The 12,760-nt window shown below is 31.3% G+C and carries 15 protein-coding genes; 5 read left to right on the top strand and 10 right to left on the bottom strand.

What is annotated here, in order from left to right; genetic code table 11:
- Positions 1 to 9 precede the first annotated feature (9 nt).
- Genes Q1A15_RS04970 through Q1A15_RS04955 form a run of 4 tightly spaced genes read left to right on the top strand, consistent with a single transcriptional unit; the run spans position 10 to position 2,787 of the window.
- Positions 10 to 675 (top strand): hypothetical protein, encoded by a 666-nt coding sequence (locus tag Q1A15_RS04970; protein ID WP_299619686.1) that lies wholly within the window; start codon positions 10 to 12, stop codon positions 673 to 675.
- A 2-nt stretch (positions 676 to 677) separates the two neighbouring features.
- Positions 678 to 1,346: a hypothetical protein gene (locus Q1A15_RS04965; RefSeq protein ID WP_299619683.1), complete on the top strand. Its 669-nt coding sequence runs from the start codon at positions 678 to 680 to the stop codon at positions 1,344 to 1,346.
- The gene (locus tag Q1A15_RS04960; protein ID WP_299619680.1) at positions 1,343 to 2,032 is read left to right on the top strand and encodes a hypothetical protein; all 690 of its coding nucleotides are present in this window, start codon (positions 1,343 to 1,345) and stop codon (positions 2,030 to 2,032) included. Before Q1A15_RS04965 ends, Q1A15_RS04960 begins: the two co-directional genes overlap by 4 nt.
- A 56-nt stretch (positions 2,033 to 2,088) precedes the next feature.
- On the top strand, positions 2,089 to 2,787 hold the full coding sequence (locus Q1A15_RS04955) for a hypothetical protein (RefSeq protein WP_299619677.1): 699 nt from the start codon (positions 2,089 to 2,091) through the stop codon (positions 2,785 to 2,787).
- Position 2,788: 1 nt separating this feature from the next.
- Here Q1A15_RS04955 and rsmI read toward each other — a convergent pair whose 3' ends face one another.
- Positions 2,789 to 3,460 (bottom strand): 16S rRNA (cytidine(1402)-2'-O)-methyltransferase, encoded by a 672-nt coding sequence (gene rsmI / locus Q1A15_RS04950; protein WP_299619674.1) that lies wholly within the window; start codon positions 3,458 to 3,460, stop codon positions 2,789 to 2,791.
- A 101-nt stretch (positions 3,461 to 3,561) separates the two neighbouring features.
- On the opposite strand from rsmI, the gene dxs reads away from it, so the two are divergent.
- Positions 3,562 to 5,340 carry a 1-deoxy-D-xylulose-5-phosphate synthase gene (dxs, locus tag Q1A15_RS04945; protein ID WP_299619671.1) on the top strand — a complete coding sequence of 593 codons (1,779 nt, stop codon included), beginning with the start codon at positions 3,562 to 3,564 and terminating at the stop codon, positions 5,338 to 5,340.
- Positions 5,341 to 5,374: 34 nt separating this feature from the next.
- Here dxs and Q1A15_RS04940 read toward each other — a convergent pair whose 3' ends face one another.
- The 9 genes from Q1A15_RS04940 to atpB form a co-directional block, all read right to left on the bottom strand.
- A complete protein-coding gene (locus Q1A15_RS04940; RefSeq protein ID WP_299619668.1) occupies positions 5,375 to 6,178 on the bottom strand; it encodes a hypothetical protein in 804 nt (267 codons plus the stop codon).
- Positions 6,179 to 6,511: 333 nt separating this feature from the next.
- Positions 6,512 to 7,009, bottom strand: a complete 498-nt coding sequence (locus Q1A15_RS04935; protein WP_299619665.1) for an energy transducer TonB — start codon at positions 7,007 to 7,009, stop codon at positions 6,512 to 6,514.
- Positions 7,010 to 7,052: 43 nt separating this feature from the next.
- Complete coding sequence (locus Q1A15_RS04930; RefSeq protein WP_299619663.1) at positions 7,053 to 7,595, bottom strand: energy transducer TonB; 543 nt, start codon at positions 7,593 to 7,595, stop codon at positions 7,053 to 7,055.
- Between the two features lie 74 nt (positions 7,596 to 7,669).
- The gene (atpG, locus tag Q1A15_RS04925) at positions 7,670 to 8,530 is read right to left on the bottom strand and encodes an ATP synthase F1 subunit gamma (protein ID WP_299619660.1); all 861 of its coding nucleotides are present in this window, start codon (positions 8,528 to 8,530) and stop codon (positions 7,670 to 7,672) included.
- A gap of 63 nt (positions 8,531 to 8,593) precedes the next feature.
- The gene (atpA, locus tag Q1A15_RS04920) at positions 8,594 to 10,174 is read right to left on the bottom strand and encodes a F0F1 ATP synthase subunit alpha (protein ID WP_299619657.1); all 1,581 of its coding nucleotides are present in this window, start codon (positions 10,172 to 10,174) and stop codon (positions 8,594 to 8,596) included.
- Positions 10,175 to 10,195: 21 nt separating this feature from the next.
- Entirely contained in the window at positions 10,196 to 10,753 is a 558-nt protein-coding gene (gene atpH, locus Q1A15_RS04915) for an ATP synthase F1 subunit delta (RefSeq protein ID WP_299619655.1), read from the bottom strand.
- 9 nt (positions 10,754 to 10,762) lie between these two features.
- Complete coding sequence (locus Q1A15_RS04910; protein ID WP_299619652.1) at positions 10,763 to 11,263, bottom strand: F0F1 ATP synthase subunit B; 501 nt, start codon at positions 11,261 to 11,263, stop codon at positions 10,763 to 10,765.
- 97 nt (positions 11,264 to 11,360) lie between these two features.
- Positions 11,361 to 11,552, bottom strand: a complete 192-nt coding sequence (gene atpE / locus Q1A15_RS04905; RefSeq protein WP_013620961.1) for an ATP synthase F0 subunit C — start codon at positions 11,550 to 11,552, stop codon at positions 11,361 to 11,363.
- 40 nt (positions 11,553 to 11,592) lie between these two features.
- Positions 11,593 to 12,726: a F0F1 ATP synthase subunit A gene (gene atpB, locus Q1A15_RS04900; protein ID WP_299619649.1), complete on the bottom strand. Its 1,134-nt coding sequence runs from the start codon at positions 12,724 to 12,726 to the stop codon at positions 11,593 to 11,595.
- Positions 12,727 to 12,760 lie beyond the last annotated feature (34 nt).

Here is a 12,760-nt window from a genome sequence, read left to right as displayed (position 1 = left end):
GGAATAGCTATGGAATTAACCAGAGAACAAATACAAAAAATTAATACTTTTTTAGAAGGTATTGGAATTGAGTATATAGATATTCGTGTGGAAATGATCGATCATATTGCTTCTGATATTGAAAATAATATTGAAGATATCGATTCATTTTTTGAACACGATGGCTTTAATACTTCTTTTTTAAGATACATGCTAAGCAAGAAAAAGTCACTTTTAAAAAAATATAACAAACAGCTTAAAAAGCTGAATTGGTATTATTTTAAAAATCTTTGCAAAGAGTTATTTAATTTGGTTGTACAACCAAAATATTTATTTACAATTACTTTTTTTGTTCTAGTATCTATAAGGTTTGGAGATGTTTACTTTAAAGAGCTATCAATCATTTATTTTTCTCTGCTTCTGCTGTGGTATATGGTTACTTTATATGTTTCGTATCGAATTCCTAAGTCTTACAGAAATATAAAACTCATACGATTTTATGTTGCTGTAAACTCGGTTTCTTCGGTGTTGATTATAAATTTCCCTAATATCAGTACTACTATTTATGATGGAAACTATTCAAAAACTACAATGTTTATGTATTTAATATCATTAACAATAACATCGTTAGTTCATATAAACTTCTTTCAGAAACAAAATAAAATTTTCAACACCTATAAATATTTAATTCAATAGTTATGGAAATTACAAATGAACAAGTTACTTACATCGATAATCTACTTGAGGAAAATGGAATTAAATATTGGGATGCTAGAATTGAATTATTAGATCATGTAGTTTCTGAATTAGAAAACACACCTGATAATATAGATTTTAAAACTGCTCTTTGGGATGTTTTTAAAAAGTTAGGTTGGAAAGAAAATTTTAATGGTAGTTCTTTTGAAAATGTTATTAAACAATATCATAATTCTACTTCGAAGAAAATAAGAAGGAATTTCTCTGAATTTAGAAAAAAAGCCTTGTCAAACCCTTTAGTAATTAGTGCTTTTTTCTTTGTATTGTTTTTACTTTATGAAATAGCTCATTACAAATCAATACTAAAATACAGTATGATACTTATTATGTTGGCATACTTGATTCCATTAGGATATTTTCTTTCAAAAAAAGCATATTACAAGTCGTTACAATTAGGTCATACTGCATCATTAGCTTTTTTCGGATTATCTATATTGAATATTTTCATTCATATTCCTAAAGTGTTTTTCAATTTTAATGTTTTCGATTATCCTGTAGCAATTTCTTTAATCTTTAGTTCCACACTTTTCTATTCTTACATTGGATTCAATTTTTTCTTTAAAGAATTTACCAAAACAAATAATATTTATAAAAAATTAAAAACGCTATGAAATTAACAGATACACAAATACAAGATTTATATACGTTTACTAGTCAAAACGATGTTCGATATTATGATATTCAAATTGAATTAGTAGATCATTTAGCAAATGATATCGAAGCAATAATGACTGAAAATCCAACCATTGATTTTGAACACGCTAAATATTTAGCTTTTCAAAAATTTGGACAAAATGGTTTTTCAAAATTTGAAACTAATAGAGTTTTTTCACTAATAAAAAAGAACTATAAAATAGTTTCTGACATCATCAGAGATTGGTTTAGTTTTCCTAAGATAATTCTAATATTTATCGCTGCTTTGGTGATTTTTGAACTACAAAAAGTAAGCTATTCCAATTATTTTATTCTGGCTATAGTTAACATACTAATGACTATTAAGATGATAACAATTTTAAAGTTAGGTAAAAAAATGTTTATCAACAGAAAAGATAAAATCACCAAACGATGGACACTTGATGAAATCAAAGAGATATATTCTATTCATCCTTTTGTAATTCTTTTTTTCTTTTCAAAATTTCTATTAAGAGAAGATAATAGTTTTATCTACTTCAGAAATCTGCAACAAATAGCGTTGTCCCTTACTGTAGTACTTTTTTTAGTATTTAGTTATATTGATTTAATAATCATACCTAAAAGAACCAAAGAACTTTTACAAAAAACCTATGCCGAATACTAAGTATTATAGTTCGTTTTAATTTGATTGAAAAAGAATTATCTCATTAAAAAACAGTTATGAAATTAACAGATACACAAATACAAGATTTATATACATTTACCAGAAAACATTATGTTGAATATTATGATGTTCAAACCGAATTGGTAGATCATTTAGCAAATGATATCGAAGCTACTTGGGAAGAAAATCCTGAGTTATCTTTCGAAAAAGCGAGAGATGCTTCTTTTAAAAAATTTGGTATTTATGGTTTTATGGATGTAGTTGAAGAAAAGCAACGTCAACTTTCAAAAAGATATTTAAAAATCATATTACGTTTTGTAAAAGAGTGGTTTAAACTACCTAAAATTATTCTTACTACTTTTCTAGTTTGGCTATTTTATGAAGTTCAAAGCTTTAATCATGCATTTTACATTTATACTGCAATTTACTTTTGTATTATCTGTTTTGAATTGATTAAAATGTTTCAATCAAGAAAAAAGATTGCTCGTAAACAAAAGGCAACTGGAAAAAAGTGGATGCTTGAAAACATCATTTTAGCTCAAGGTGTTGGAAATTTAGCTCTAATTTTATTTTATACGGTTGATTTTTCTTTACCAAACAATCATAATTTTTTAGAGTTGAGCCAAACTAGCAGATTTTTCTGTGCTGCTATTATAGTACTAACAATTATAATTGCTCACGTAACAGTACATGTTATTCCTAATAAAGCTGAAGAATTATTAGAAGAGCAATATCCTGAATATAAGTTAGTATAACTTATTTTTTACCATCAACAATAATTACAATCTCGCCTTTGGCAGGTTTCTCTGTATAATATGATAGTACTTCTTTTACAGTTCCTCGTTTGGTTTCTTCAAACATTTTTGTCAATTCTCTAGAAACTGAAACTAAACGATCTTCACCAAAATATTCAGAAAAATTGGTTAATGTTTTTAAAAGTTTATGCGGACTTTCATAGAAAATCATTGTTCGAGTTTCTTCAGCAAGAAATTTCAATCGTGTTTGACGACCTTTTTTTACAGGTAAAAAGCCTTCAAAAACAAACTTATCATTCGGTAATCCAGAATTCACTAAAGCCGGAACAAAAGCCGTTGCTCCTGGTAAACATTCAACTTCGACATTATTTTGAATACAAGCGCGAGTTAATAAAAAACCAGGATCTGAAATTGCTGGAGTACCTGCATCTGAAATTAAAGCAAATATTTCTCCAGCTTGAATTCGCTTTACAATATTCTCAACTGTTTTATGCTCATTATGCATATGATGCGATTGCATTGGCGTACTAATATCAAAATGCTTTAATAATTTACCACTTGTTCTCGTGTCTTCCGCTAAAATATAATCAACTTCTTTTAGCACTTTTAAAGCTCTAAATGTGATATCTTCTAAGTTTCCAATAGGTGTTGGTACCAAATACAATTTACTCATACTGCAAAGTTAGTAAAAGTGTTAGTTTGAAATCATTCTAATAAATCAAAAAAAACGAAACTCCCAACTTCTTACTTCCAACTTATCATTAACTTTGTCTCATGTTGGAAAAGCTATTAAATACTATTTCACTTCCTTCAGATCTTAGAAAATTAGATACAAAGGAATTGCCTCAAGTAGCTCAAGAACTTCGTAGATTCATTATCGATATTGTAGCTACAAAAGAAGGTCATTTAGGTGCTAGCTTAGGTGTTATCGAACTTACAATAGCGTTACATTATGTATTTAATACTCCTAAAGATTTATTGGTTTGGGATGTTGGACACCAAGCATACGGACATAAAATCTTAACTGGACGAAAAGATAACTTTCATACCAATCGTCAGCTTAATGGTATTTCAGGGTTTCCAAAACGTAGCGAAAGTGAATACGACACTTTTGGAGTTGGACATTCTTCAACATCAATTTCTGCAGCTTTAGGAATGGCAATTGCTTCGCAACTAAAAGGCGAACATAAACATCATGTTGCAGTTATTGGAGATGCATCGATTGCCAGTGGAATGGCTTTCGAAGCTTTAAATCACGCCGGAGTTACTGATGCCAACTTACTTGTTATTTTAAATGATAATGCTATTGGAATTGATCCTGCAGTTGGTGCTTTAAAAGAATACTTAACACGAGTTAAATTACAACGAAGTGATGTTTCTCAAGATAATATTATTGAAGCATTAAACTTCGATTATTCTGGTCCGGTTGACGGTCATAATTTAGAAGAACTAATTCGCGAATTACAGCGACTAAAAGATATTCCTGGTCCGAAATTCTTACATGTTGTTACTACCAAAGGAAAAGGATTACGACAAGCAGAAGAAGATCAAGTAAAATATCATGCTCCGGGGAAATTTGATAAAGTTTCTGGAGATATAATTCCGAAACCAAATCATATTGAACCTCCAAAATATCAAGATGTTTTTGGTAAAACCATTGTTGAGCTTGCTGAACAAAACGATAAAATTGTTGGAATTACTCCAGCTATGTTAACTGGGAGTTCATTAAAATTTATGTTAGAAAAGTTTCCGAAGAGAACTTTTGATGTTGGAATTGCAGAACAACACGCAGTTACTTTAGCTGCTGGTATGGCCGCAGAAGGATTGATACCTTATTGCAATATTTACTCAACTTTTTTACAGCGCTCTTACGATCAAATTATTCACGATGTAGCTTTACAAAATTTACCTGTTGTTTTCTGTTTAGATCGTGCCGGACTTGTAGGTGAAGATGGAGCAACACATCATGGAGTTTTTGATATTGCATATTTACGTTGCATTCCGAATCTAACTATTTTCGCTCCGCGCAATGAAATTGAGTTAAGAAACATCTTATATACTGCACAATTAGGCTTAGAAAACCCTATCGCTATTCGTTATCCGAGAGGAAAGGGAGTTACTATTGATTGGCAATTACCTTTTGAATCGATTTCTATAGGAAAAGGAGCTTGTTTACAACAAGGAAACAACATTGCTATACTTTCTATTGGTTCGATAGCTAAAAACGTCTCAGAGGCTTTAAAATTAACAAAAGAAAAGAATCAAGTTGCACATTACGATTTACGCTTTGTAAAACCACTTGATCAGGTGCTATTACATAGCATCTTTAAAAAGTTTGATAAAATAATCACAATTGAAGACGGAACTATAAAAGGCGGATTTGGTTCTGCCATTTTAGAGTTTGCATCTACACATGATTATAAAAATCAAATTAAAGTTTTAGGAATACCAGATCAGTTTATACATCACGGTACAGTAGCAGAATTGCATCAAATTTGTGGAATTGACGCTAATACTATTTTATCTGAAATTGAGAATATGATAAAAAAGTAAACCTTTTTTAAGGTTTACTTTTCTTTTACTCATTTTAGAAGCCTCCAAATCCTCCACCACCTGGAGTGGTATCACAATTCTCTGCTCTTAATATGAATTGTTCGTATCTAGTTCCATTTCTATTTGAAGTCGTTAAATTAACTTTATAGATTCCTGCTTTTTTAACTATTACCGTCGCATTGTTCCTAGAAGGATAAATAATTGCCGTATCATTTCCTGCTGGACTAATACTCCAATTGTAAGTTGTACAAGGCTCATATGGTACCGATAATTCGTTAGCAATTGTACCTACACAAATATAATTTGATCCTAAATTATCTTTAAAATAACCATCTGGCACAGGTGGTCTGAAGTTAGAATAAATTGGAGATGGAGTTGGCGGAGTAATAACACTAGAACAACTGTTAAAAATTCCATTAAGATAAATACTAAATTCTAAGTTACAATTTCCACTATAGTTTGTTTCTAATCTTATTGCTCCAACTCTAAAACCACTACTAATTTTAACAGTAAAAGTTCTAGATGTAGTTGAACCTAATATTTGAATTCCTGCTCCATCTATTACAGACCATTTAAAAGAAACATTATTTGGAACATTATTCGAAACTGTAAATGTTTTTACTTCTCCAATTCTAACAATATTACTTCTATTGGCTGTAATTATATCGAAATTACAAATGTTAGATGATCTTGCAGATAATTCAGAATCTTCTTTTGTTAATGTGTTTACAACATCAGAAGATGACTCATTAGGAATTAATTGTTCTTCTTCATTTTGACATGAATTAAGGACTGCTATCAACATGAAAATTGATAATACTTTGAAAACTGATTTCATTTTCTAGTTTAAATTTAAAAAGGATGATTAATATTATAGTTGTTAAGTACTAAATAAAAAGACAAACGACGATATATGTGCGCACATATAACTGTAGTTTATCTAGCAAATAAACACTAAACAACTAGTTTTTAAAAATTAAAGAATTGTGAATTTTAATAGCTATTTTTTCTTTCTTCTTTGAATCAAATCTAATGAAAAAAACAAACTTGAAGAACAAATTTAACATTAATTCACCTTAAAAAACAAAGTGAAATTCATAGAAAAAGTTACATGTCTGATCTTATAGATTTTATATATAAACAGAAAAACGAATCCAAATGGATTCGTTTTTTATTCTTCTACAGTAATCGTAAATGGTAAAGTATAACCTACTTCAACAGGAATTCCACTAAGCTCTGCAGGTTCCTTCATTTTTCGAATTCGTTTTATTACTCGAATAGCTTCTCTCTCAACAGCTATATGAGGAGCATTTTTTACTGTTATATCTTTGATATAACCTTCTTTGTTTATTTTGAACTGAACGTAAACCACATACTTACCAGCGTCTAAAGGAATACATTTGAATACTTTTTTATTTTTCTTAGCATCAAATACATGCTTTTTTACAATGCAATCATAATCGATATAAAAAGCTCTATTAAAATGTTTTTTAACTTGTTTATTTAAACAACTCCCTATTTCTTCAGCTGTTTTAAATTTTCTACATCTCCTATGTACTGGAGGTCGTTCTACTTTTACTATTTCTGACGATGTATTTATAGTGTCATTCTGAGAATAACCTATCACTCCTATTCCTGTAAGAAGCAATAAAAGAAAAGCTTTTTTCATAAGAATTGTCTTTGGAATTAAATAGATTTTCTATTCCCTGTGTTTAATCTACATTGAAAGTTATTGGTAAGGTATAAGCAACTTTAACAGGCTTACCTTTTTGTTTCCCAGGTATCATTTTAGGTAAAAGTTTTGCTAACCTAACTCCTTCTTCTTCCAAAGTTTTATGAGGTGCCATTACTTTAATATCAACAACTTCACCTGTAACATCGATCTTAAACTGAATGTAAATCTTCTTTTTACCGGGTCTTAAACCTACACATTGTTTTTCATTTTTCTCAGTATCTGGATTGTAAACTGTCTTTTCTTCAATACAATTAGCTAATCCTGCATTAAAATGTCTCTGTACGTGTTTAATCATCATAACATTCAAACATCTTTTCTTTTCAGCATTTGTGATTAAATCTTGACATTTAGGATGTACAGGAACTTCCTCGATAATAGTAAAAGGAATATCTTCTGATTCCTTATTAATTGTAATTACTTTAGGTTTTTCCATTTTCTTTTCACTCGCATAACCATCGTCTTGAGATACTAAAGTGATTGCATAAAAAAATGATAAAATAATAAAGATTGATTGTTTCATAGCTTATGGTAGTTTTAAATTAAAAAAGCGAATCTTTTGAGATTCGCTTTCAAATATATAAATATTAAATATTCTTAGTTGTTCAATGCTTCTGCTCCACCAACGATCTCTAAAATTTCATTAGTAATTGCAGCCTGACGCGCTTTGTTATATGTTAATAATAAATCGTCACGTAATTCCTTAGCATTATCTGTTGCTTTGTGCATTGCAGTCATACGAGCACCGTGTTCGGCAGCAAATGAATCACGAATTGCTTTATATAACTGAGTTTTTAATGACTTAGGAATTAATTCTAAAACTATTTCTTCTTTAGAAGGTTCGAAGATATAGTCTGAACTAACATTGTTTTCTCCCTCAACAGGTTTAATAGGTAAAAATTGCTCTACCATTGCAATTTGTGTAGCAGCATTTTTAAATTGATTGTAGATAATTTCGATTCTATCGTAAGTACCTGTAACGTATAAATCCATTAATTGTTGAGCAACTTCAGCAGCATTATCAAAAGTTAAATCATCGAAAATACTATTGTTATTTTCAACAACATTATATTCTTTTGATAAGATGTCGTTTCCTTTTTTACCGATAGTTAAAAGGTCAACTTCTACTCCGTTGTATGTTTCATTAATTGTACCAACAGTTTTTTTGATGATAGAAGAGTTAAATCCTCCACATAAACCTCTGTTAGAAGTAACAGCAACTAATAAAACTTTGTTTACTTCTCTTTGTTCAGAATAAGCTCCTCCTGTATTTCCTTCTAAAGTAGCACTTAAACTTTGTAAAAGTTCAGTTAATTTAGAAGAATAAGGGCGCATTGCTGTAATAGCATCTTGTGCCTTTTTCAACTTTGCAGCAGATACCATTTTCATGGCAGATGTAATCTGCATTGTTGATTTAATCGAAGTAATTCTGTTACGTATTTCTTTTAAGTTTGCCATCTATATGAACTTAAAATTGTTTGAATTTCCTCAATGATTTCTCAATGAGGAAATGTGTTTTAATTATGCTGAATATTTAGCAGAAATCTCTTTAGCTGCTTGTGTTAATACATCAGTAGTCTCATCAGTTAATTTACCTGATTTTAACGTGTCTAATGTATCTCTATGCTTTGCATTTAAGAATTCAATATAATTTGCTTCGAATTCTTTTACTTTATTTACAGGAACATCTTTTAATAAGTTCTTAGAACCTGCATAGATAATAGCGATCTGATCTTCTACTGTAAATGGATCTCCTTGATTTTGCTTTAAAATCTCAACGTTACGTTGACCTTTAGAGATTACATTCATTGTAGCTGCATCTAAATCAGAACCAAACTTAGCGAATGCTTCTAATTCACGGTACTGAGCTTGATCTAACTTTAATGTACCAGATACTTTCTTCATTGACTTAATCTGAGCAGAACCTCCTACACGAGATACAGAAATACCTACGTTAATCGCTGGACGAACACCCGAGTTAAATAAATCAGACTCTAAGAAAATCTGTCCATCAGTAATCGAAATTACGTTTGTTGGAATATACGCAGAAACGTCTCCCGCTTGAGTTTCAATAATTGGTAATGCAGTTAAAGAACCACCACCTTTTACTTTACTCTTTAATGACTCTGGTAAGTCGTTCATTTGAGCTGCAATTGAATCGTCATTAATAACTTTTGCTGCACGCTCTAATAATCTAGAGTGTAAGTAGAATACATCTCCAGGATACGCCTCACGTCCCGGTGGACGACGTAATAATAAAGATACCTCACGGTAAGCAACTGCTTGTTTAGATAAATCATCATAAATGATTAATGCTGGACGACCAGTATCACGGAAATACTCACCGATAGCAGCTCCTGCGAAAGGTGCATATACCTGCATTGGAGCAGGATCTGAAGCGTTAGCGGCAACAATAGTTGTATAAGCTAAAGCTCCTTTTTCTTCTAACATGTTAGCGATAGCAGCTACTGTAGAACCTTTTTGACCTACTGCAACGTAGATACAATATACTGGCTCACCTGCATCGTAAAATTCTTTTTGATTTAAGATAGTATCAATAGCAACTGTTGACTTACCAGTTTGACGGTCTCCAATGATTAACTCACGTTGTCCACGTCCGATTGGAATCATTGCATCTACAGACTTAATACCTGTTTGTAATGGCTCCGTTACTGGTTGACGATAGATTACCCCTGGTGCTTTACGCTCTAAAGGCATTTCGAAAGTTTCTCCTTCAATTGGTCCTTTACCGTCAATTGGGTTACCTAAAGTATCTACAACTCTACCTACAACTCCTTCTCCAACTTTTAAAGAAGCAATTCTTTCAGTACGTTTTACTGTAGAACCTTCACTTACTCCAGTAGATGCTCCTAATAATACAACACCAACGTTATCTTCTTCTAAGTTTAATACGATTCCTTCTAAACCGTTACCAAAATCAACTAATTCACCATATTGTACGTTAGATAAACCGTAAACACGTGCGATACCATCACCTACTTGTAATACAGTTCCTACTTCGTTTAACGTAGCTTTTGATTCAAAATTCGTTAATTGTTCCTTTAAAATTGCTGATACTTCAGCTGGTTTAATTGCTGCCATCTTATATCTTTTGATGTATAATTAAATTTTTGGAATATAATGACTATTGTCAAATTCTCTTCTTAATTCGTTTAATTGGTTAGAGATACTTGCATCATACTGCACATCTCCTACACGTAAAATAAATCCACCTAAAATATCTGGATTTATTACGTTTTCAATTGTTGCACTGTTTCCAGTAATTTCAACAATCTTCTTTTGGATCTTAGCTTCTAATTCTGAACTTAAAGCAACTGCTGTAGTTACTGTAGCAACTTGCATGTTCTTGTAATAATCGAAAATGATAGTGTATTGCTTAGCAACACTTTCTAACATTGACATTCTTTTATTTTCAGCTAATAAGTTAAATAATCCTTTTCCGATACTATTTACTTTATCTCCAAATAAAGCATCTAATACTTTCTTTTTATCAGAAGCTTTAATAACTGGACTTTTAAGCATAGCATCTAAATCGTCACTTTCAGCAACAGTAGCAGCGATAAGTTTCATGTTATCGTTTACTTCTGCATCATTACCTTGCTCTTTAGCTAGGTTTAATATCGCTTTTGCGTAACGTAATGCTGGTCTTGACTGTTTCATTATGCTTGATTAGTTTAAAGTAACGTCTTCTAACATTCCTTCTACAAGCTTTAATTGGTCGTCTTGAGAAGCTAATTCTTTCTTTACAACTGTTTCAGCGATACCAATTGAAAGTTCTGCTACTTTTTTCTTTAATTCTGCAATTGCAGCTTGTTGCTCTTGCTTGATTGTTGCTTTTGCATTTTCAATCATCTTAGAAGCTTCTTCTCCTGCTTCTTCTTTAGCATCAGCAATAATTTTATCTTTGATCTCACGAGCTTCCTTCATCATTGCATCACGCTCTGCTCTCGCTTCTTTTAATAATTTTTCGTTATCAGCCTGTAAGTTTTGCATTTCCTTACGAGCATTCTCAGCTTGATCTAAAGCACTCTGAATACCTTCTTCTCTTTCATCAAGAGAACTTAAAATTGGTTTCCAAGCAAACTTAGCTAATAAAACTAATAATACGATAAGGATTACCGCTTGCATGAAAAATAACCCTGGCGAAAAATCATTTAATAACTGATCCATTATATTTAATTTATTCTTTTAAAAATCTTTTTTGTTTAATTTGAAAACATTTCCTGTAACCAACCGTTACAGGGAAATGTTTTACTTTTTTAATTCCTTAAGCTTTCCCTAAGATTAAAGCACCGAATGCTAATCCTTCTAATAAAGCTCCAATGATGATCATCGCAGTTTGGATTTTACCAGCAGCCTCAGGTTGACGAGCAATTCCTTCCATTGCTTTCCCACCGATTTGACCTAATCCGATTCCTCCACCGATTACGATTAATCCTGCTCCAATTAAATTGTACATACTAATTGATTTATATAATTAAACAAATTCTTATTCTATATTAATGATGTGCATGATCGTGCTCATGCTCTTCTACTGCCATTCCGATGAATAAAGCAGATAACATGGTAAAAATAAATGCTTGTAAGAATGCTACTAACACTTCAATTACCATAATAAACGTTGCTAAAACAAAAGACATTCCTGTTGAAGCTATAGCTCCAAATTGGTTTTTCATAGTAATCATTAAAGCAATTAAGCTCATTACTACGAAGTGACCTGCTGTAATATTTGCGAATAAACGAACTAATAACGAGAATGGCTTAATTAAAACAAACCCTACTAATTCTATCACTGCTAACACTGGTCTTAATACTACTGGTACACCAGGCATCCATAATGTATGAGCCCAAAAATCTTTAGAGCCACTACTTAAATAGATTATAGCTGTAAATAAAGCTAAACAAACTGTAACTGCAATTTGACCTGTAACGTTAAATCCTATTGGAGTTAATCCTAATAAGTTTAATATCCAGATAAAGAAGAATACCGTTAATAAGTATGGCATGAACTTCTTGTATTTTTTCTCACCAATATTTGGCCTTGCGATTTCATCTCTTACATATAACACCAAAGGCTCAAGAACACGACCAACTCCAGTTGGAATAGCTCCTTTTTTATATCCTTTAGCTAAAGAACCAAATCCTAAGAACATTAGTAATCCTGCGAATAACATTCCGAACACACTTTTAGTAATCGAAAAATCTAATACTCTGTGTGCATTTGTTGCGTGATGAGCTTCATCAAAAGAAACATGTTCAGCACCTGCATCTAACTCATAAATCTTACTATGAATTTTAGCAAACTTAACACCACCTTTTTCTACTACTACATGACCATCATCATTATGATGAAATGCAGAAGACATGAAAGTTTTTAAACCTTTGCTCGTCCAAACGATTACTGGTAACGGAAAACCAACGTGTTTTCTTTCACCTGCATCATTAGTATATGAATACAATGTAAAATCGTGTGAATCGGCTAAGTGATGTTTAATATAACCGTTAATGGATTCAGGAGTATTAATCTGTTCTCCTTTGCTTGGAGTTTCTCCTCCTCCAGCGAATGCGTTAAATGAAGTAAATACTAATGCTAGTATTGCTACAAACTTGATAGATTTTTTTGCTATCATCATACCTTACTAAATGTAGAATTATGGTCTCTAAATT

It is taken from the genome of uncultured Tenacibaculum sp., assembly GCF_947495995.1.
GTDB lineage: Bacteria > Bacteroidota > Bacteroidia > Flavobacteriales > Flavobacteriaceae > Polaribacter.
The sequence above is the reverse complement of the archived record's forward strand: the minus strand, read 5'-3'. Positions and strand labels throughout refer to the sequence as shown.